22 protein-coding genes are annotated in these 20541 nt (G+C 61.3%); 8 read left to right on the top strand and 14 right to left on the bottom strand.

Annotated features, from left to right (window positions below):
• The first annotated feature begins 38 nt into the window (after positions 1 to 38).
• Positions 39 to 3485, top strand: a complete 3447-nt coding sequence (locus PspCFBP13509_RS26685; RefSeq protein ID WP_137212910.1) for a hypothetical protein — start codon at positions 39 to 41, stop codon at positions 3483 to 3485.
• 73 nt (positions 3486 to 3558) lie between these two features.
• The gene (locus tag PspCFBP13509_RS26680) at positions 3559 to 4446 is read left to right on the top strand and encodes an AraC family transcriptional regulator (RefSeq protein WP_065927923.1); all 888 of its coding nucleotides are present in this window, start codon (positions 3559 to 3561) and stop codon (positions 4444 to 4446) included.
• Here PspCFBP13509_RS26680 and PspCFBP13509_RS26675 read toward each other — a convergent pair.
• From PspCFBP13509_RS26675 to PspCFBP13509_RS26665, 3 genes are all read right to left on the bottom strand, one after another.
• Positions 4388 to 4975, bottom strand: a complete 588-nt coding sequence (locus PspCFBP13509_RS26675) for a LysE family translocator (RefSeq protein ID WP_065947735.1) — start codon at positions 4973 to 4975, stop codon at positions 4388 to 4390. The genes PspCFBP13509_RS26680 and PspCFBP13509_RS26675 overlap by 59 nt on opposite strands.
• A 186-nt stretch (positions 4976 to 5161) precedes the next feature.
• Positions 5162 to 5791, bottom strand: a complete 630-nt coding sequence (locus PspCFBP13509_RS26670) for a ribonuclease T2 family protein (protein ID WP_137212909.1) — start codon at positions 5789 to 5791, stop codon at positions 5162 to 5164.
• A 19-nt stretch (positions 5792 to 5810) separates the two neighbouring features.
• Positions 5811 to 6791 (bottom strand): Gfo/Idh/MocA family protein, encoded by a 981-nt coding sequence (locus PspCFBP13509_RS26665; protein ID WP_137212908.1) that lies wholly within the window; start codon positions 6789 to 6791, stop codon positions 5811 to 5813.
• 127 nt (positions 6792 to 6918) lie between these two features.
• On the opposite strand from PspCFBP13509_RS26665, the gene PspCFBP13509_RS26660 reads away from it, so the two are divergent.
• Complete coding sequence (locus PspCFBP13509_RS26660; RefSeq protein ID WP_065927927.1) at positions 6919 to 7281, top strand: NUDIX hydrolase; 363 nt, start codon at positions 6919 to 6921, stop codon at positions 7279 to 7281.
• Positions 7282 to 7468: 187 nt separating this feature from the next.
• Here PspCFBP13509_RS26660 and PspCFBP13509_RS31395 read toward each other — a convergent pair whose 3' ends face one another.
• From PspCFBP13509_RS31395 to PspCFBP13509_RS26640, 5 genes are all read right to left on the bottom strand, one after another.
• Entirely contained in the window at positions 7469 to 7642 is a 174-nt protein-coding gene (locus PspCFBP13509_RS31395) for a hypothetical protein (protein WP_159440245.1), read from the bottom strand.
• A 94-nt stretch (positions 7643 to 7736) separates the two neighbouring features.
• The gene (locus tag PspCFBP13509_RS26655; RefSeq protein WP_065927928.1) at positions 7737 to 8222 is read right to left on the bottom strand and encodes a periplasmic heavy metal sensor; all 486 of its coding nucleotides are present in this window, start codon (positions 8220 to 8222) and stop codon (positions 7737 to 7739) included.
• Positions 8219 to 8644, bottom strand: coding sequence for a hypothetical protein (locus PspCFBP13509_RS26650; RefSeq protein WP_065947733.1), 426 nt, complete (start codon positions 8642 to 8644; stop codon positions 8219 to 8221). The genes PspCFBP13509_RS26655 and PspCFBP13509_RS26650 overlap by 4 nt, the downstream gene beginning before the upstream one ends.
• On the bottom strand, positions 8641 to 9219 hold the full coding sequence (locus tag PspCFBP13509_RS26645; RefSeq protein WP_065927930.1) for an RNA polymerase sigma factor: 579 nt from the start codon (positions 9217 to 9219) through the stop codon (positions 8641 to 8643). Before PspCFBP13509_RS26645 ends, PspCFBP13509_RS26650 begins: the two co-directional genes overlap by 4 nt.
• A 31-nt stretch (positions 9220 to 9250) precedes the next feature.
• Positions 9251 to 9562: a YXWGXW repeat-containing protein gene (locus PspCFBP13509_RS26640; RefSeq protein ID WP_065927931.1), complete on the bottom strand. Its 312-nt coding sequence runs from the start codon at positions 9560 to 9562 to the stop codon at positions 9251 to 9253.
• 222 nt (positions 9563 to 9784) lie between these two features.
• On the opposite strand from PspCFBP13509_RS26640, the gene PspCFBP13509_RS31550 reads away from it, so the two are divergent.
• Together PspCFBP13509_RS31550 and PspCFBP13509_RS26635 are read left to right on the top strand one after the other, a co-directional pair.
• Positions 9785 to 9925, top strand: coding sequence for a hypothetical protein (locus PspCFBP13509_RS31550; RefSeq protein ID WP_162844259.1), 141 nt, complete (start codon positions 9785 to 9787; stop codon positions 9923 to 9925).
• A gap of 116 nt (positions 9926 to 10041) precedes the next feature.
• A complete protein-coding gene (locus PspCFBP13509_RS26635; protein ID WP_065927932.1) occupies positions 10042 to 10986 on the top strand; it encodes a GGDEF domain-containing protein in 945 nt (314 codons plus the stop codon).
• Between the two features lie 265 nt (positions 10987 to 11251).
• Here PspCFBP13509_RS26635 and PspCFBP13509_RS26630 read toward each other — a convergent pair whose 3' ends face one another.
• The 3 genes from PspCFBP13509_RS26630 to PspCFBP13509_RS26620 form a co-directional block, all read right to left on the bottom strand.
• A complete protein-coding gene (locus PspCFBP13509_RS26630) occupies positions 11252 to 11512 on the bottom strand; it encodes a hypothetical protein (protein ID WP_065927933.1) in 261 nt (86 codons plus the stop codon).
• 4 nt (positions 11513 to 11516) lie between these two features.
• A complete protein-coding gene (locus tag PspCFBP13509_RS26625; RefSeq protein WP_065927934.1) occupies positions 11517 to 11963 on the bottom strand; it encodes a GNAT family N-acetyltransferase in 447 nt (148 codons plus the stop codon).
• Between the two features lie 78 nt (positions 11964 to 12041).
• The gene (locus tag PspCFBP13509_RS26620) at positions 12042 to 13100 is read right to left on the bottom strand and encodes an AbrB family transcriptional regulator (protein WP_074846376.1); all 1059 of its coding nucleotides are present in this window, start codon (positions 13098 to 13100) and stop codon (positions 12042 to 12044) included.
• Positions 13101 to 13209: 109 nt separating this feature from the next.
• Here PspCFBP13509_RS26620 and PspCFBP13509_RS26615 point away from each other — a divergent pair, with 109 nt between their 5' ends.
• The gene (locus tag PspCFBP13509_RS26615; RefSeq protein WP_065927936.1) at positions 13210 to 14109 is read left to right on the top strand and encodes a LysR family transcriptional regulator; all 900 of its coding nucleotides are present in this window, start codon (positions 13210 to 13212) and stop codon (positions 14107 to 14109) included.
• 13 nt (positions 14110 to 14122) lie between these two features.
• On the opposite strand, the gene PspCFBP13509_RS26610 is transcribed toward PspCFBP13509_RS26615, so the two are convergent.
• From PspCFBP13509_RS26610 to PspCFBP13509_RS26600, 3 genes are all read right to left on the bottom strand, one after another.
• A complete protein-coding gene (locus tag PspCFBP13509_RS26610) occupies positions 14123 to 14452 on the bottom strand; it encodes a hypothetical protein (protein WP_026136677.1) in 330 nt (109 codons plus the stop codon).
• Between the two features lie 274 nt (positions 14453 to 14726).
• Positions 14727 to 17228, bottom strand: coding sequence for a TonB-dependent siderophore receptor (locus PspCFBP13509_RS26605; protein WP_137212907.1), 2502 nt, complete (start codon positions 17226 to 17228; stop codon positions 14727 to 14729).
• A 116-nt stretch (positions 17229 to 17344) separates the two neighbouring features.
• Positions 17345 to 17782: a DUF3995 domain-containing protein gene (locus PspCFBP13509_RS26600; RefSeq protein WP_137212906.1), complete on the bottom strand. Its 438-nt coding sequence runs from the start codon at positions 17780 to 17782 to the stop codon at positions 17345 to 17347.
• A gap of 92 nt (positions 17783 to 17874) precedes the next feature.
• Here PspCFBP13509_RS26600 and PspCFBP13509_RS26595 point away from each other — a divergent pair, with 92 nt between their 5' ends.
• Together PspCFBP13509_RS26595 and PspCFBP13509_RS26590 are read left to right on the top strand one after the other, a co-directional pair.
• Complete coding sequence (locus PspCFBP13509_RS26595) at positions 17875 to 18264, top strand: DUF2946 domain-containing protein (RefSeq protein WP_074846374.1); 390 nt, start codon at positions 17875 to 17877, stop codon at positions 18262 to 18264.
• Positions 18265 to 18359: 95 nt separating this feature from the next.
• Positions 18360 to 20486 (top strand): TonB-dependent receptor, encoded by a 2127-nt coding sequence (locus tag PspCFBP13509_RS26590; RefSeq protein WP_137212905.1) that lies wholly within the window; start codon positions 18360 to 18362, stop codon positions 20484 to 20486.
• The last annotated feature ends 55 nt before the right edge of the window (positions 20487 to 20541 follow it).

Below are 20541 nucleotides of genomic sequence, written 5' to 3'. Positions count from 1 at the left end.
AACGTTTTCTTGGGCAACCTTGAAACGGAACTTCATTCATGTACGAATTTGCCCCGCTGATTGCCGCTGCGGCGACCGAGCCACTGCCTGCCAGCCCCGTCTTGTTTGCCACCCAGGATGATCTGAAGCTGATCAACAGCCTGGTTGCGCTGCTGTCGCCCGCCTTACCGCACAATTGGACTCTGCTGGGGCCTCCCGCGTTGATCGCGGTCGACCGCAACTCCAGGCTTGGCCAATGGATGGTGCTGTTCGGCAAGGCTATCAACCAGAGCGTGTTCCTGGCATGGGCCGACGCGCGGCACCTGGAGTATCGAAGCATCAAGGTCATGGGAAGCTCCCTGCACGCCAATGTCATTCACGAAGACCAAATGACACCCAGGGCCTTTCATCTTCATGACGACCCAGGCTGGCTGGAAGTGTCCGTGCCGATCCTGGGCATCTCCGAGATCCTTGATCCCAACCAGCTGGGCGTGCCCTATATCGACTTGCCAAACGGCCACAGTACGTTTGAATTGCCACTCGAGTTGACGCTGGCGTTCTACGGCTACACGTTGCCCAAAAACCAGATCCAGGCGCGGATGATTGTCGATGAGCTGCAGGCCTACCATGCCTTTCCAACGATGGGTGACAATGGCCGCGCGCAGTCGGCGACACGCCATGAAATGCACGCACAGCACCTGGATTTGCTGCAACTGGCCGATAACCTCGAGCAATGCATGGCCAGCGCGGCAACCACGGATGAACCCCATGACAGCTACCTCGCTTACCGCCAGCGCCTCACGCTGAGGTCTGACTCCTTCGTAGCGCACACCTTGAAAGAAGCCGCGCAATTACTGCAGAGCGTGATCAATTCGATCGAGTTCACGCAGACGTTCCCAACTGCGCTGGGTCCCGATGAATACTTTATTTATTCCGGCGAGGATCACTCCCTGCGGGCCTCACCCGCGCAGATCCCGGGGACCAGTATCAGCCTGCGTACACACCTGGGCGGTGCGCCAGTGGCGGGTCGGCTGATTCGCCTGGCGCAATATGCGTCGTTGCTGGGAGAACAGGTGGCCTCCAATAACAGCCTGAGCCTGGCGCAGCTCATGCACTTCTACGCCATCGAGGTCCCCCTCCAGGCCAGCGAGGTGCACGCCCTGATCGCGCGCCTGCGCCAGTCATCCGTGCCTGGGCAGCCGTACTGCAGTGAAGCTGCCCAGGATGCGCAATGGCTCAAGCGCAAACAAAACAGCCTGAGCGCCCTGAATAACTTCAATCGGCTGCAGACAGAGCTGGAGCGAGTCAGCGCTGGCAAACAACCCGATGAAAAGGTTGAGCTCGACGATACGGTCGAGCTGGACACTGACTCGATGTTCTACCAGTTGCTGGAGGAGAGCGCCGAAAAACTGCTGATGATGATCAAGCACAGATCATTTGTCGCCATTTGCGTGAAACGCGGTATCGACGACGAAAAGGCGCTGGTACTGCTGACTGAAGAGGGGTACGTGGGCGCGGACGACAGGGACGGCAGGCGCAGAAACCTCACGGACGATATCGTCTCCAGTCCAGCGCTCAAGCGCTGTCTCACGCCCTTGCAGGAGCTGGCCAAACAATTGGGTGGCGAGCTGCGCAGTGATATGAAGGCCACCCTCAAGCAGTTGATGAAGTTCCTGCGCATGCCCGAAGTGAAGACAGCGGAGCAGGCCCGGCAGGCGGCGCACTACCTGAGGGCCGTCAGGGCTGCGACACCACGGCTGGGCAACTACTGGCAGGGCCTGGGCCAGCCGCAGCCGTCATTGCTGACCTTATCCAGCACACAACGCCGACAGGTATACGAAGCGCAACAGGCGTTTGCACAGGCGCATGGAGCGCCCCTGTTCAAGTGGCTCGGCGAACCTTGTTGGGCGGGCAAGAGCGCCCCCAGGATCCGCGCCGAAGCGGACATGCTGCTGAACCAGATGGTGCAGAGCCAGCGCAGCCAGCTATTGGTCGAGCGCCTGGCCACCCTCGTCATCTGGTCCGATGCCGCACTGCACGGTACAACGCCCCAACAGCGTCGACAAACACTGCTGCTCAGCGCGCTGATTCTGAGCCTGGACGAACAGGCCGGCACACAACGCAACCTGGTCGGCGGGCTGGCCATCGATACCGATTACTACTGGGGTGACAACTGTGCACTGGTGCGCAGCAATCTTGAAGCCCTCCTGCGCCAGACGCTGCTGGAGGGTGCCCCATTGGCCGCGCATTTGCTGCTCAGTGGCAGCGCGCCACAATTGCTCGTGCGCAACATCCCCGAAACCTTGCCTTACCTGTGTAACCAGAACTGGGTCGTGTTCAAGCAGTTCGTCGATTTCATCGAGCTGAAAACCCCTGGCGCCAGCCGGTACATGACACTTGAGAACATCATGACCCTGGTCCATAACCCTGCCACGACGCTCAACCGGGAATTCTGGGCGCTGCCTCCTACGGTCGATCCCGTCCTCGACTGGGCGCGTGCCAATGGCGTGGTGGATGCGACGGACACGGACCTGCCCTTTAAAGGCGAGCTCGCCGTGCGCACCTATGAGAAACAGAAGCGCACACTCAACGATGCCTTCGGATCGCTGCACACCCCCTATCCGGATCAGAAGGAGGCGGCATTGAGGTACCTGCGTGAGGTCTATCCGGATAACGCTCACCTGGACAAAACCGTGTTCATGCCGGCGCCCTTCCTTCCGCCCGGTATTCGCTATCCGCAAGTCAGTACCCAGGATATTTCCTTTTCCCTGGCCGAACTGTATCTGGCCGGTGAGTTAAAGCACATTGAACGCTGGAGGGCGATTCAGCCACAGGTACGTGTCAACAGGTTTTCGCCATCCTTGAGAACGCTCAAGGACCACAACGCTGATGAAAACTTCCACGCCGCGCTCGAATCCATCCGTGAGAGCTATATCGTGTGCATTGCCTACCTGCTGGCCTGCCTGCCGCTGCCCAAGCGCGTCAGCCTGGAGCAGGGAAACATCGAACTGTACCTGCTGCGCAAACCGTCCCCCGCTGCCCGGGACACGATGATCACCGCACATTTTGGATGCCTGTTGCGTGTTCGCTACCAGCGGGATCGCTACCTGCTGCAACTGCTTCCCAGGCAGATGCTGGTCACGCAGCTGGCCAGCCCGCCATCCGGTTTGCTGAATGACCCGGTCGCCCCAGACCCTGTTCAGTTGCAGATCGATTGGAGCGCTTATCTCACCGGTTCCGAACCCGTGGCGGGCGCCAGTTCGCAGGTCCTGCTCCATCCCCTGGACGCCACCCTCATAACGGATACCCAGGGTGACCCCGCCCCCATACCGAAGTCCTGGCAATCGGCACGACTCGAAGCGATTGCCAGGATGGTCGTTGACCAGTGCCTGCTCAGTAACCACCGGGATCTGAGTGAGTCCACGCAGAACCTCAACAATGTGGAAAAGGTCCTGCTGATCAACAACCGCCGAAACGAGCGTTTGCACAATCTGAAACCCTATTAAGCCATCGGCTACCCAAACGCCAGGGTCTGTGCAACGATCCGTTTCTGATCTTGACTGCCCTGGAGTCGCGCCCATGACACCGCCCGCCCCTTTCCCCGCCGCACCGCGCTTCTGGCGCGACGAGCGCCTGCCGTTCATCGAAGCGCGCACCATCGCCGACGGGCGCAAGGTCACTTACACCCGTCACGCCCATGAGCACTTCTCCATCGGCGCGATCACCACCGGGCGCAGCTATTACCATTACGGCGCCGATACATTCCAGATCAGCGCCGGCACCGTCGTATTGATGAACCCCGGCGATGTGCATGCCTGCAACCCTATCCACGACCAGCCCTGGTCCTATCATATGCTGTACCTCGACACGCCCTGGCTGACCGAGCTGCAGTACCAATTGGGCTTCAGCACCGACCAGGGTTATCGCCCGTTCAATACGCCGCATACCCGTGACCCGCTGCTGTACGGCGGCTTGCTGGCGTTGTACCGGATGCTGGTGAACGAGCAGGCCGAATTGCTGCAAAAGCAGAGCGCACTGGTGAGTTACTTCAGCGAAGTCCAGCAGCGCCTGAACCCTTCACCCACACCGATGCGCGAGGTCAACCACAAGCTGGAGCGGGCCGCCGAGTACATCCGTGCGCACTGCACCGAGGCGTTGAAACTCGAAGACATCTGCCTGGCGGCCGAACTGTCGCCGTCGTACCTGATCCGCGCCTTCAAGCAGTACTACGGGCTGACGCCCCACGCGTTCCTGGTCAACCAGCGCATCCAGTTTGCCCGCACCCAGCTGCGCAAGGGCGAGTTGATCGCCGACGTAGCGCTCGCCGCCGGTTTTGCAGACCAGGCGCACTTCCAGCGCACCTTCAAGCAGCATTTCGCCGCCACCCCCGGGCAATACCGCGAGGTGCTCAAGCCATCAGCAAATAACCCACACTGGCCACCAGCAACGCGGCCATCGAGCGGTTGAACAGGCGCACGCCGTGGGGATTGTCCAGGTAACGGCGTAGAAAGGTCCCGGCATAGGCCCAGCACGCCACCGACAGGTAACAGATCACCAGGTAGAGACTGGCAAACAGCCAGACTTGCCGCCCATCCCCGTCGGCCACAAACAGGCCCATGCCCGCCACACAGGCCAGCCAGGCCTTGGGGTTGAGCCATTGCATGATCGCGCCGTAGAGCATGGATGGCGCTGTCGCGCTGCCCTCCGCGTTGAGCTGGCCGTCGTCCACCGCCAGTTTCCAGGCCATGTACAGCAGGAACGCCACCCCACCCCACTGGATCAACTGGGTCAGGATGGGCCAGCGCACCAGCACCTCGTGCAAACCCAGGCCGATCAGCACCAACAGCAAGGTAAAGCCAACGGCAGCGCCGAACACATGCTTCTGGCTGGCGACAAAACCGAAGCGCGCGCCTGAACTCAGGGCGACCACGTTGACCGGTCCCGGCGTGATGGACGTGGCCAGGGCGAAGGCGGCCATGGAAATGATCAAGCTCATTGCGGTTCCCTTTTTATGATGAGGCGTAAACAGGGTTCCACGGTATAAGGCCGGGTCAAATCGGTATTGAACAAAATCACCCTGGGGCGTGGATCACACAGTCTTCGACGCCACACACCCGCCCATCCTCAGCCAGGATCTCGACCTAGTGCAGTGGCTTGGGCAAAGGTGTGTGGATGCCGGCGTTCAACGCTGCGTGGGAATGCGGATTTCGCCATCACGGCATTGGGTTTTCACACTGCGTGGGCAACCGGCGAAGGCCAGGTCCTTGGTCAGGCACACACGCACCTCCGACAGCACCTTGCCTTTGCAGATCACCGCCAGCCCATGGGTGCCCATGCGCGGGTTACTTTCGCGAAACAGCGCCTCGATCTCGCGGGCAGGCAACGACGGCGGTGTGTTGAACGGTTGCAGTTGCTCAGGGATGGCAACCACGCCCAGCGCCGCATCGGTTTTCTCCAGGTATGCCAAGGGTTCCAGCCCGCTGCAGGTGCCGTGCTTGGCCCATTCGTGGGTGAGCAGCGAGCGCGTCGGGAACAGCGCCGCGCCTTTGTCCATCTCTTCGCGGCTCAAGCGCGATTGCGTCGCACAGGTCGCCGGCCACCCTCCCCGCGCGTATTGCGGCCACAAGCCGTGCAGCACAAAACCGTAGCCCTTGCCCGAACACTGCTCGTTGTCCGGATGCGTCAGGCAGAAGGTCGGCGACCATGACAGCGACAACACATAAAAATCAAATTCCCCAGGCGTCCCTTGGCTACGCGGGGCCGCCATCGCCGTTGTGGCAAGTGCCAGCCACAGGACCATCCAGTATTTCATTCAGCTATTCCTTGGAAAATCATCCCGGCAGATTGGGATTACGTTGCAGGACCTTGTCCAGGATCCGATCGGTCTTCAACGCCTCGATGGCCAGCGACGGATGCTCGGCTTCGCCGCGAATATGCGCGTTCATGGCCAATACGTGGTGCCATTGGATATGCGTGTGGCATGGCACTTCCAGCACCTCGCTGGTCTCGCCCTCCAGGTGCAGCGGCTGGTCTTCGAAGACCGAGAACTGGATGCGCCCACGGCTACCGATCAATTCGACCCGGTCCTCACGGCGGTCGGCGACGAAGTTCCAGCAGCCCATGCCCAGCGCGCCCGAGCTGAAGGTCCAGCAGGCCGTCACGGCGTCCTCGGCGGCATAGCTTCCGGCCTGTCGTGCAGTAAAGCCCGCCACTTCGACAATATCCCCGGCCAGGTACTGGAACAGGTCGAAACCGTGGCTGGCCAGGTCGGCAAAGTAGCCGCCACCGGCAATGGCCGGGTCGGTGCGCCAGTTGGCGGCGCTGGCGTCCTCGGCGGCCGGCGGCTTGCACAGGGTCCAGGTCAGCTGGCGTAACGTGCCGATGCGCCCGTCCTGCAGCCACGCGCGCACTTGCTGGAAGCGTGGCAGCGAGCGCCGGTAGTAGGAAACAAACAGGTGCAGCCCGGCGCGCTCGAAGGTGCGCTGCATCAGCGCGCTCTGTTCGGCGTTCAGCGCCATCGGCTTCTCGACACAGCAATGCTTGCCGGCCGCCGCCACCATCAGGCTGTATTCCAGGTGGCTGTCGGGCGGCGTGGCGATGTACACGGCGTCCACTTCGGGGTCGTTGATCAGTGCCTGGGCGTCGGTGTAGTAACGGGCAATCCCATGTCGCGATGCATAATCGCGCACGGCCTCCTCGCGCCGCCCCATCACGGCCACCAGCGCCGAACCTGGCGCTTTGTAGAAAGCGGGTCCACTCTTCAATTCAGTGACACCGCCACACCCGATCATGCCCCAACGTACGCTGCTCATCTGTTTTCCTCGTCCGTTTTCATCAATCAGGCAGTATCCACATCCCCACGCCGACACGCCATAACCACTTAGCATGACAATTGCATTACACTTTTATGACATTCATCCCGCTGCGGGGGCACAGACGATGAAAATACGCGCAACGGTCATTTGCGAACACGAGGGGCATATCCTCTTCGTGCGCAAGGCCAGGTCAAAATGGGCCTTGCCGGGCGGCAAGGTGGAACGGGACGAGCGCCCGGTCGGTGCGGCCGAACGGGAGCTGGAAGAAGAAACCGGATTGAACGTGGACGGGCTGCTGTACTTGCAGGAGCTGAAGGCCCACGACACCGTGCACCATGTATTTGAAGCCTCGGTGGTGAATATCGCGGATGCGCGGCCGCTGAACGAGATCGTCGACTGCCAGTGGCACGCCTATGGCGCCGTGGACCAACTGGACACCACCGACGCCACGCGGCACATCGTCAAAGCCTTTCTCCGGCGTCTGTAATACAGCGCCCAACCTGTTATCCAGCCCCCTTCGTTAGACCAGGCCATTTGCTCTCTGCCGTTCGACAAAGGATCTGTCGACCGCGGCAGCCGCTGTGTGTGTCAAAGGCACCCACATGGCCTGGTGAAGGGCGGCAGGCGGAGGTATCAGTGGCGAGGGCGCTTCCCCTCACCGCTGGGGGCAAGACTCAAAAACTGATCTGGGACGGGCCATTTCCTGCTGCCGATTCTTCTCCCGGGCGTTTCACCCGCGTTTGCTCTGCCATGTCCTCCGGCTGTGCGCCGCCGAAATCGGTGATTGCATCCAAAGAGTTAGGTTGAGCAGCAGCCTGCGCGGGACGTACGTTAGAGCTTTCGATCATCGTTCTTTACCTTGTTGCTCTACCCAACGGAATGTCGAGTTTCTCTGAGCTCTACCTTCGTGGCACTTTGAGATTTCCAGTTCCATCAGCCTGCTCACGACCGAGGTTCTTTGCCTGCCAACTTTGCTTGGGCCTTTGCCTGCCCGCGCCTGTACAAGGCCTCCACCAGCTGCTGCCGTTCATCCTGGGGCAAGGTATTGGCGAACTGCGCCAGGGTACCGTCCACCAACGCCCGCAGCGCCATATCGGCCTCCCGTGCCTTGGCCAGTTCCGCTACCAACGCCTCACGATCCAGGCTCGGCGCTTCCAATTGCTTGATCACCCCCAGCCGCGCCTCACGCCCGGCCATGATCAGCGGCTGGCTGTCGTCGCGATTGCGGCGCAGCAGTTGGCGCAGTTCCCTGCGCCGCTCCGGCGGCAACTTGACCATCGCCTGGCGCAGGCCATGCTGGTTGACCACCGCTTCGGCGGGCCGGGCGTTGGCCATCCAATGGTAGAGTCCGCCGCCCACCCCACCGATCAAAAATACGTTGAGCAGGATCGAGGCAAACAACCACGGCTTCAGAGATCTGGTGGTCATTGTTCGGTTTCCTCGGCATTGACGCTGAAGACGACTTCCGCGTCGCCCTGATCAAAGACACTGGGCAGCACGTCGGAGGACAACATCGGCAGCGGCACGCTCATGGACGCCACCAGCATCCCGGTGACGATGCCGGCAATGCCCGCACCGACAAGGCCGGCGGGCGATAACCAGTTGGCATAGCGTGACCAGAATGAGCGTGGGGCGGATTGGCGTATCTGCCGGACCAACGCCGGGTCGGGGAACGCCAGGTGATGGCTGTCCAACTGGCTGTCAAGCCAACGCGCCTGCTGCAAGGCTACACGGGCATGGACGTTGCCGTTGTCGAGCAGCGCCTGGGCCGTTGCCCGTTCTGCCGCGGGCCAGCGACGCAGGTCCGCCCCATAGACGTCGGCCAGGTACACAAAGCGTTCGGGTGTCATGATTTTCCCCTTCCTGGGCGGGCAAGCCCGGGTGTATCGGCAAGTTGGCTGCGCAACTGGCGTCGGGCCCGCGACAGCAGGCTCTCCAGTGCCTCGACGCTGATATTCATCAGGGCCGCGGCGTCGATGTTCGACAGCTCCTGGTAGTACTGCAACACGATGGCTTCGCGCTGGCGTTCGGGCAAGGCCGCCAACGCGGCGGCCATGCGTGTACTGCGGTCCTGGGTCTCCAGTTGCTCTTCAGGCGATGGCGAGCTGTCTGCCACCTCCACCGCCGCCTCATCGCTCAGCGGGCGCTCCTTGCGCCGCCGCAAGCGGTCGTGGCACAGGTTCAGCGCGACCCGGTGCAGCCAGGTGTCGAAACGCGCCTCGCCACTGCGCCAGTGGGCGGCCTGGCGCCAGATGCGCAGGAAGCTTTCCTGGGCCACGTCCTTGGCCTCGTCGGCGTCCCCCAGGATCCGACTGGCGAGCGCCAGCAAACGCGGGAGCTTGCGCGTCACCATTTCGTTGACGGCGGCAGGTTCGTTATTGCCGATACGCGCCAGCAGCTCAACGTCCGGATCAGTGTCTTTCAATCGGGCAGTTCTCAGGGCCAAGGGTCAGGGTTCAGCGGATCCAATGCCCTTCGCGCCAGTACCAGTTGGGGCCATGGGCTTCCCAATGACCAGGCTCCCAGCGCGCATGACGCATCACTGGCTGCCAGTGGCCCGGTACCCAGCCATAACCGCGCCCTTCCCAACGCCAGTGGCCACGGTCCCAGGCATAGCCGGGGCGCTCGGCCGGGATCATTTCCACACGTTGCGGCGGCGGTGCCTGCTGGATAATGATCTCGGTCTGGGCAAACGTCGGGGTGCTGACAAACGCGGCGAGGGCCAGCGGAACAAGCACGGTTAAACGCAATGTGGCCAGGGCTCTCATGGCAACTCCTCCATGCAACCCGCGAAAGTGCAGGTTGCTGATGGGTTGAACGGCGCGTGCACAAAAATCCGTCGCGGGCTGCGCAGATTTTTTCAGCAGGGTGCGAGACCAGTATTGCTCAGGGGTTGGCGGGGCTTGATGAAATGTCTGAAAGGATTGCGACGGATTTTCGCCGGTCGCCGCGTTGAAGGATTAACCCCGGCCAAACCAAGAGGAAACACCATGTACCGTCGACTTACCCTGCTGGTTGCCGCTGCGCTGATCGTCAGTCTCAGCGGCTGCGTGATCGTGCCGGAACACCGTCATTGCTGCTGGCGTTACTACGGCGCAGTGGACGCGCCCAGCCATGCTGTCATCGGCTAGCTGGCCGCCGCCATGCCCGTCACACGACCTCTCGTCTGCTGCCTCGGCAAGCGCTTGACTCCCACCGTCGATCACACGACGCTCTGGGCACTTAGCCATCATTCGAGCCGTCCACCATGAGCATTGCCCCTCCGAGCCAGCCCGACAGCGACGTATACCGCACGCTGCTGGAGTCGACCAAGGCCATCCCCTGGCGTATCGACTGGCAGACCATGACCTTCAGCTATATCGGCCCGCAGATCGAAGCGCTGCTGGGCTGGACCCCGCAAAGCTGGGTCAGCGTCGATGACTGGGTCTCGCGCATGCACCCGGACGACCGCGAATACGTGGTGAATTTCTGCGTGTCGCAATCCCGTGCAGGGGTGGACCATGAGGCGGATTACCGGGCGCTGACGGTGAACGGCGACTACGTGTGGATTCGCGACGTGGTGCATGTGGTGCGCAAGGACGGCGAAGTCGAGGCGCTGATTGGTTTTATGTTCGACATCAGTGAACGCAAGAAGACCGAAGAACATCTGGTGCGCCTGCAAAAGCAACTCGAGGAATATTCCTATCAGGACGGCCTCACCGGCATCGCCAACCGGCGCATGTTCGACACCGTGCTGGAGCGCGAATGGGCCAGCGCCTTGCGCAGCCAGTTGCCACTGTCGTTGATCATCCTGGATATCGATTTCTTCAAGCAGTACAACGACCACTACGGCCATATCAAGGGTGACGAATGCCTGCGCGAGGTCGCGCGTACCCTGTCACTCGCCGCCAACCGGCCCCGGGACTTCATTGCACGTATCGGCGGTGAAGAGTTTGTGTGGTTGCTGCCGGAAACCGATGCAGCCTCGGCCAAACAGGTGGCACAGCGCTGCCTGCACCTGATCTGCCAGCAACAGATCGAACATGGCTTTTCAGCGGTATCCAACCTGTTGACCCTGAGCCTCGGCGTGGGTACGCGCATCGTCAAACCCGACAGCCCGATGCTGGGTTTTGTCGAAGATGTCGACAAGTTGCTCTACCAGGCCAAACGCAACGGGCGAATGCGCGCAGAGTTTGCAGACGGGGAAGTTTGATGCCGGGTCAAATCGCAGGCAAAAAAAATCCCAAGTAGCTGATGGAAACTTGGGATTTAAAAATGCATAAACCGTGGGAGGTGAACGCCCGGCTATAGTAACGAGTGTAAAAAGCTGTAACAAGAAAATTTTATATCCTTTCGTCGGATTAGAAGCGGTGTAAGTCCTTCAATAACCACATGTTTTTTAAGGTAACGAAGTATATAAGTGCCACTTTTTGGTGCAACTACCGCCGTTATTCCCACTTATAAAAAAGGGTTATAAGTTACGGCGGCGTGACACTCTTCGATCCGCCCTCGCTCAATTGCTTGCAGGTATCGCGAAGTTCGAGGCCACCGGATGTGGCCACACTGGCGACCCGCTCAACCTGTCGGCAAAGTGCCAAACGCTCGGCCGCTTCTTCGCGCTGGCGATCCGCCTTGGCGTTGAGTTGCACGAAATAGCCCCCCAGCACTACCGCAACGCACAGCACGCCGACCGCGAGGGAGCGCAAGCTGGTGGACGATGGGCGGGCTGCCGGGCTCATCGGCTTACCCTGCCCTGCTCTTCTGGTAGCGAACGTCGTCACCCTCCACCCGCTCCACCACCGACCAGCCCAAGTGCCGGTAGAAACCGTTGGCGCGGATTTCGTCGCGGCCGTCGGTGATCAGGAACAGCCTGTCATGGTGTTCAAACAGCGCCGCTTCGGCGACCGCCATCAGTTGACGGCCCAACCCGAGGTTCTCGTGACTCGGCAACACGAACATCGCAAATACCTCACCTTCAGCCAGGTCGACCATGGCGAAAGCGACTGGCTGGCCATCCACTTCGGCAATCCATACGCAGGGCGCTTCACGCATGCTATCGGCCAGCAGCTGCGGCGTGATGCCCAGTTCAGCCATCTGCTCAATACTCAAATGGTTTTGGACCACCGACGTGCGGATCTCGAACAGCGTATCGACATCGTCCTGCGTCGCCGCGCGAATTAGCGTTTGCATACCGACCCCCCCTTCGTGAAGGACGCAATTGTATGCAAATTGAAACACAGTGGATGTCGTGGATTTGTAAGCGACGGCCTACCAGAACCCTGAGCCTGCACTCGCCGGCGTACGCACCTGCGGGGTACGGTCCAGCAGCCTCAATAGCGGCAGGCACGCCGCCTGGATCAGCAACATCCGGATCACCTGCATCGCGGTCACCAGCGTCACCGCCAGGCCCAGGGCCTCGGCGGTCAGGCTCATTTCCGGCGCGCTGCCGGGCATCATGCCCAAGGCCAGCGACAGCCACGGCATGCCCAGCCAGGCGCCAAGTCCCCACGCGGCGAGGGCCGTGGCAATTACCGAACCCGCCAACAACAGCAACACCTTCGACAGAAAACCCGGCGCCCGCAGGAAAAAACCACGGTCAACCGCAACGCCGAGCGCGCAGCCGATCAACAGCTGGCCGGTGCCACTGAGCCAGCCTGGCATGCTCATCGACAGGTTGTTGCAGCCCACTCCCACCGCGCAGATCAGGAACGGCCCGAACGTCCATGGGTTGGGCAGTTTGCAGCGCTGGAAGCCCAGGGCTGCCAGCCCGCTCATCGCCAGGATGAACACCAGCCAGGGCCAGATCACCGGCAACGGCACACGAACAGCCACGTGCGGCATTCCAAAGGTGGCGACGGCGGGCACCGCCAGCAGGATCAGCAGTAACCGAATGCTATGGGCCGCCGCGATAAACGATGTGTCCGCCTGACGTTGGCGCCCCAGGTGCACCATCTCAGTGGAATTGGCCGGCATCAACGCGAAGAACGCCGTACCGAATGAAACGCCCCAGCGGTGCAGGATCAATACCGAACACACGGCCAGCACCAGCGTCAGCATCACTGCCGTTACGATCAGGCCAAGATGGGTCGCCACTTGCTGCATCACCGGCAGGGTGAAATGACAGCCGATGGCCACCGCCACGATCAGTTGCCCGATCTTGCGCCCGTGGGGCACTTCCGGCACCCGCGCGCCGGCGCATCGGCTCAGCATCACGGCGACCAGCGAGCCAATCACCCAGGGCAACGGCCACCCCGCCCAACTGGCAACGCTGCCGCCCAAGGCGCCGATGATGAGGGTCAGGAGCCAATACTGGCGAAGGTTGCGCATTGTGATGAACCCGGCATGGAGAAGAATGCCGACAGGTTATAGACTTGACATCATCACAGAAAATATCCATTTGTTAAGCAAATCATCAGCTTTTGTTATGCGAGCCCGTATGAACCTGAAAGCCCTGGAGTACTGCGTCGAAATCGCCCGCCAAGGCAGCTTCACCAAGGCCGCGCAGGCGCTGCATGTGGCGCAACCGGCATTGAGCATGGCAGTCAGTCGGTTGGAAGAGGAACTGGGTGTCGCCCTGTTCAACCGTGCTACGCGGCAAATCAGCGTGACTGCCGAAGGCCAATTGTTCCTGGCGCGCGCCGAAGCCTGCCTGGAAGGTTTGGCTGGTGCCCGCCGCGAGCTGCAGGACCTGACTCAACTGCACAGCGGCGAGATCCGCATCGGTGTGCCGCCTATGTACGGCATCCGCCATATTCCCGAACTGTTGATGCAATTTCGCGCGCGTTATCCCGGCATTGCCATGCATGTGGTGGAAGGCAGTGCCGATGACATCAGCGAACGCCTGGCCACACGGCAGATTGATGTGGCGCTGCTGGAGTCGCGACGGGTTGACCCGGACTGGGAGTCGGTGCTGCTCGGCAGTGATGAGATGGTGTTGTGCATGCACGAAAGGCATCCGTTGGCAGGGGCACCTTCGATCACGGCGGCGCAATTGCAGGACGAGCCCATGCTGGTCTTCGACAACACCTTCCTGCAACGCCACCTGCTGGATGCCTTTTGCAGCGATGCCCGCGTGCGTTTCAATATTGCCCTGGAAAGTAATTTCGTTCCGCTGGTGATTGCCGCCACCCGCAGCGGCATGGGGGTTTCCACCCTGCTGCGGTCAGTTCAAGAGCAAGAGGTCGGGCTCACGGGTGTGTCTTTCGAGCCTGCACAATTCATGCACTTCAACCTGTGCTGGCGCGCCAGTGAGTATTTGTCCCAGGCCAATCGGCGCTTTATTGAAACGGCAAAGGTGTATTTTCAGGAGGATGCCAGCTCGCCGCTGACACGCTAAGCGGGCTGGCCACTCATTTGCGTGCCACTTTGTAGCGCACGCAATCCTGATAGAAACTCTGGCGAATCGCTTCGGGCTTGAGCCGTGAACGACTGTCATACGTCTGCTCGGTGATGCCCATGGCCATCATGCGCATCCAGGACTTATTGAACTTGATGGTCTGGATCTTCTGCCGCGCGGCGTACAACGACACCCCCGACAGCTTGAGTTCCTGGGCCCTGGCAGCCGTGCCGGCGCCCCAACTGCACATGTACTTGTCACCCTCGCGCAGCTCCCGTGCCTGCACGGCAGCCGCGCCGCCGGCCAGGGAGCAGGCGATCAGCATGATTCCAACAGTGCGCATTTGCTTCCTCACCTAACCACCTGAAAATAAAAGCGATTCTGGCGAGGATTTTGTTACAAAGGGGCCACTAAATTGCCTTATCGGTGAAACCGAATGACAACTGATGGCCCTGTGATGAGCCCGCTTGTTGTGGCGAGCGAGCTTGCTCGCGCTGGGGCGCGAAGCGGCCCCCCACCAATACACCTATGTGTATCAGGTAGAACGCGGTGCCTGGTTTTGGGGCTGCTTCGCAGCCCAGCGCGAGCAAGCTCGCTCACTACACAGGCCCAGGTACTTACCACTGGTAGGTGGCACTCGCCTGCACCGTACGCTGCGAGCCATACCAGCACCATGAGTACGAGTAGCACGACGCGACGTACTCTTTGTTCGCCAGGTTGGTAGCGTTCAGCGCCAGCCGCAGGTTGTCCTTGAGGTTGACGATGTTCTGGATGTCGTAGTGCACCGCCGCATCGAACAAGGTGTAGCCCGGTACTTTCAGCGTGTTAGCCGTGTCGCCCCAAGATGAGCCGACATAACGCGCACCGGCACCGGCCCCGAAGCCCTTGAGGTTGCCATCGTGGAAGGTGTAGTCCGCCCACGCCGACGCGGTGTGACGCGGCACCGCATAAGTGGTGGTGCCTTCGGCATTGATGGCTGGGCCTACGCCGATGTCGCTGATGGGCGCATAGCGCACGGTGTTGTTGGACTTGCTGATGCGGTTATCCAGGTAGGCATAGGCCGCCGTGATGTCCAGGTTGTCGTTGAGGCTGGCCTTGCCTTCGAGCTCAAAACCACGGGATTGCACTTCGCCGTCCTGGCTCTGGCAGCGACCGCTGCCGCACAAGTGGGTGGGGTCCGGGTCGGTGGTGAGGACGTTGGTCTGGCGCAGGTCGAAGATCGCCGCGGTGATAAAGCTGTTGCTGCCCGGCGGCTGGTACTTGATGCCGATTTCATACTGCTTGCCTTCGGTCGGCTTGAACACCGAACCGCCGTAACCGGTGCCCGACTGCGGGTTGAACGACTCCGCATAGCTGGCATACGGCGCCAGGCCGTTATCGAAGAGATAGACCAGGCCAATACGCCCGGTAAAGGCCTTGCTGTCCAGGGAGGACTGGCTCTTGGCCCCGGTGCGCAGGGTCTTGGTGGTGCTGTCGGTGCTGGCCCAGTCATAACGACCGCCCAGCAACAGCACCCATTTGTCCCACTTCATCTGCTCTTGCAGGTAGACCCCGGTCTGTTCGCTGCGCGACGTACCATCGGTGGTGTACGCCGGTACCGGCACGGCCGCGCCATAGACCGGGTTGAAAATATCCAGTGTCGGCCCGGCGGTATACGTCCCTGAGCCCAACAGGGTGTCGGTGCTGGTGTTCTGGTAGTCGAGCCCCATCAGCAGGGTGTGTTGCAGTGGGCCCGTGTCGAATTTGGCCTGCACCTGGTTATCGAGGGTGTAGGCATCCATGTCGACGTCACTGGCAATGGTGGAACGTCGAATAGTGCGGTAATCCGCCATCAGGTAGTTGCTGTAGAGGCTGCGATAACGCCCTTCGCTGCGCAGGTAACGCGCGTTCTGGCGCACCGTCCACACATCGTTGACGTGATGCTCGAAGGCCCAGCCGATGGAGTAGTACTCGCGATCGCTTTTCTCGAAGTTCTTTTCGCCGTCGTAGAAGTCCACGTCGATGCTGCGCCCGGTCGGGCTGTGCAATACCGAGCCCCAGGCCGGCACCGAACCGTAGGACGCGCCCTTGGGGTCCTTCTGGAAATGCCCGAGCAAGGTCAGCGAGGTGTCTTCGTCCGGCCGCCAGGTGAACGCGCTGGACAACGATTGGCGACGGGTTTCGGTGTGATCGACCTGGCCATCGGCATCGTCGAACAGCCCCGCGACGCGGTAGGAATACACGCCTTGATCGTCAATCGGCCCGCTCAAATCGAAGGTGGTGCGCTTTTTGTTAAAGGTGCCGTATTCGACGCCCACTTCATGGAACGGCGTATCCAGCGGGCGCTTGCTGACCATATTGATCACCCCGCTCGGCGTGCCCTGCCCGTACAGCACCGACGCCGGGCCGCGCAGCACTTCGACGCGCTCCAGGTCGAAGGCATCCTTTTGCGGCAAGGCATCACGGCTCGACGGCATGCGCAGGCCGTCCAGGTAAGTGGCCGGGGCAAACCCACGGATGGTCAATTGGTCGAGACGCGACGCCGTGGCGCCGCGGGTTTCCGGGATGACCGCGGCGCTGTAGCGCAGGATCTGGTTGAGGCTCTCGGCGTTCTGTGCGCGCATCTGGTCTTTGGTGACGATGGAGATCGACTGCGGGGTCTCGATCAGCGCGGTATCGGTCTTGGTGCCCGACAAACTGCGCGTAGCCACATAACCGGACACCGGCCCGGTAGGGCTTTCGGCCTGGTAGGCGCCGCTGATGGTGGTGGCCTGCAGCTGCATGGCGCCGCCGTTATCCGGGATGGCTTCCAGGCGGTAGCGGTCGGCCGAGAGCTTCAGCGCCTGCAGGCCGCTGCCGGCGAGCAACTGGGTCAGCGCCTCGTCGGTGGCATACTGCCCGCTCAAGCCATTGCTGCGTTTGCCGCGTGTCAGGCTCGCATCAAACGCCAATACCAGGCCCGCCTGCTCGGCCAGGCTATTGAGCGCCTGGCTCAAGTCACCGGCCGGAATCTGGAAGCCGCTTACAGCGCTGCGGCTTTCTTCGGCGAAGGCGGATTGGAGATTCAGCAACGGCACGGCGGCGAAAGCCAACGCCACTGACAAGGCCAGTGGGTGCAAGGGGCGAGCAAGGCGCGACATGGGAAATCCTGGGTAATAGAGGTTCTATTAACCATGACGGCCAGGTCGGCAAATCGGGCAAGAATGAGAGCAGTTTTTATTTGGGCGGCGTAGATCGGTGTGTTGTGTTTCCCTCATTAACCCCACGCCACCACCAACAACCCCACCCCCAACACCAGGCACAACGGCGAATAGAACCACGTATCCCACCGCGCAAACCGTGACCCGCCGACCTTCTTGAAAAACCCCACCAACTCCGAATCCCCAATCGCCCTGGCAAACATCAGCAGGGCAATCGCGCTGATTCCCCATTGCAGCGCCGCATGGGAGACCGCCGAAAAGTACAGCCCGGCCCGCAGGCACACCAGCAGCGCAATGCCGACCAAGCCCATCGCCACCAGAAAGGTACCCAGCGCCGAGGGCTTGAATGCAGGGCGAGGCCCGCTGGCGAATTCGCCGGGCAGTTGGGGGATGGCGGCGAGGCTGCCGAGTTTGCCGCCGGCAGCCCAGTACAAGTGCACCATGCTGATGCAGGTAAAAACGCCGACGATCCATCGTGCGATGACAAAGCTCATGGCGGGTTCTCCCTGAAAGGTGCGAAACAGGATAGTCGCCCTGGGATTTTTTGCAGGCATTTCGTCGGCGGCTGATGGTAAAGTGCCGCCCCATGAAAATCGCCCGTGCCGACCGCTCGCTCATTGCCTGGATGCTCTATTGCTGCGTCCTGTTCAATGTATTCGCCTGCAGTATCGGTCACGGGCAGATGGTGGGGATGCAGCTCAATGGCATCGGCGGGCAGTTCTGTACCGTCGACCCGCGTACCCAGGCGCCCAAGCCGTCCAACTCCACCGATGAGAGCCTGCCGACGCTGTCCAAGGCGTTTGGTTGCCCGCTGTGCTCCACCGGCGGCATGGGCCCGGCGCTCAGTTCCAACCTGAATGTGGCGGTGGTGCCACAACCCCATGCACCGCCGCCGGCCGTCGTGCTGGCCGCTGATATCCCTGCCCGCTTCACCTGGCCCACGGCTAACCCGCGCGCGCCCCCCGCCTTCGCCTGATCCCTTTGCTTTCCAATCTGCACTGACCACCGGTTCCACACGGAATGACGGACGGTCGTGCGTTGTTTTCAAGCCAAGTTTTTCAGGATTCAACCATGAAACATCTACCCCTGTTGGCGGGCCTGTTCGGCTGCCTGCCTGCCTGCGCCTGGGCCATCGAACTGGCTCCGACCACCATTGATGGCGAATCAACTGCCGAACCCGGCCTCACCCTGGATCAATCCAGCGGCGTGGCGTCGCGTCTGGGACTGAGCGTGCGGGAAACCCCAGCGTCGGTTGCCATTGCCAACCGCAGTGACATCGAGCGCCATGGTGCCAAGACGTTCCGCGATGCCGCCAACACCCTGCCCGGCGTCAACGCCAGTGCGCCGCCGGGTTTTGGCGGGTTTGTCTCTTACCGTGGGTTTACCAGCAGCCAGATCACCCAGATGTTCAACGGTATCAATGTCGCCACCGGCCTGGCCCGCCCCGTGGATGCCTGGATCTATGACCGCGTGGAACTGGTGGGCGGCCCCTCCTCCCTGATCAACGGCGCCGGCTCCGTAGGCGGCTCGCTCAACTATGTGACGAAGCTGGCCACCCGTGAGGAGCAGGCCGCCGAAGGTCAGCTCACCTATGGCAGCTACGACACCACCGGCATGGCATTCGGCGTCAATCACGCGCTGACCGAGCCCGGCGCCGAGGTGCAGCATTACGCGCGCCTGGATGTGAGCCGCAACACCAACCACAGCTACATCGACCGCGACCAGCGTGAGGCCTGGAGCCTGGCGTTTTCCCTGCTCAGCGACCTCACTCCCGACCTGTCCCATACCCTGGCCCTGGAATACCAGGATGAACAGGAAGACAGCCCTTACTGGGGCACGCCGGTGCTCAACCCCAAGGCCGGCGAGCTGAAGATCGACAAACACAACCGTTTCAATAACTACAACGTCGCCGACGGCCGTTACGAGCAGCGCACGATCTGGGCGCGCTCGATCATCGACTACCGGGTCAACGACAGCACGACGCTGAAAAATACGCTCTACCACCTCGATAGCCAGCGTGATTACCGCAACCTCGAAACCTACCAATACAACGCCGACAACAGTGCGGTAAACCGCTCGACCGCCTACCAGGTGCGTCACCAGGGCGAACAGCACGGCAACCAGTTCGAGCTGCGCCATGACGACCGCCTCTTCGGCCTGTCGACCACCTGGTCCGGTGGTTTTGAGTACAAGGTCAACAGCACAACCAACACGCCGCTGAATGTGCCGGGTAACAGCACGGTGGACCCGAACGGCTTCGCCCCCGGGTACTTCTACGACATCCCGCGTACCCGGGAGAACTTTGGCAAGGACAAGACCAATGAGGTCACCACCAAGGCGTTGTTCGTGGAGAACCGCCTGGGCCTTACCGATAAACTCTCGCTGCTGAGCGGCCTGCGTTACGACGCCATCGACCTGGATGTGACCAACCACCGCGGGGTCACGGCCACCAACCCACGGCACTTCAAGCGCCGTTGGGAACCGGTGACCGGTCGCGTCGGCCTGACTTACCAGTTCATCCCATCGGCCAATGTCTACGTGCAATACAGCACCGCCGCCGAGCAACCGAGTACGACCACCCAGGTGTTCGATGTGTCGACCGGCAAACAATGGGAGGTGGGCAGCAAGTTCGACTACCTGGACGGCCGTGGCTCGGCCACCGTTGCTGTCTATAAGATCGAACGCAAGGACTTTGCCGTAACCGACCCGCAGGACCCGACCACGAGCATCCCGGTCGGCGCGCAGTCATCGAAGGGCATCGAGCTGGCCAGTTCATTGCGCATCACGCCCAGGCTGCTGGCGGAAGGCAACATCGCCTGGGTGGATGCCGAATACGATGAGTTCAACGAGAAAATCGCCAGTGGCGCGGTGGTCTCGCGCAAGGGCAATACACCGACCAACGTGCCCAGGCGCATCGGCAACCTGTGGTTGACCTATGACTTTACCGAGGACTGGCAAGGCGGTGTGGATGCACGCTATGTCGCCGAGGTGTATGCGGACAATGCCAACACCCAGACAGTGCCGGCCTACACGCTGTTCGGGACGTTCCTGCGCTACCAGGTGGATTCACACACCTCGGTGACCGGCCGGGTGCGCAACCTGACCAATGAGGTGTATGCCGAGTTTGCCCATGTGTCGCCAGCGTATTACCTGGGAGCGCCACGGACATTCGAGCTGGCGGTGCAAACCAGATTCTGAAGCGACAGTGCAAACAACATGTGGGAGGGGTGTAGCCCCCTCCCACATTATTTTT

Source organism: Pseudomonas sp. CFBP13509, from assembly GCF_005233485.1.
Classification (GTDB): domain Bacteria; phylum Pseudomonadota; class Gammaproteobacteria; order Pseudomonadales; family Pseudomonadaceae; genus Aquipseudomonas; species Aquipseudomonas marginalis.
The sequence above is the reverse complement of the archived record's forward strand: the minus strand, read 5'-3'. Positions and strand labels throughout refer to the sequence as shown.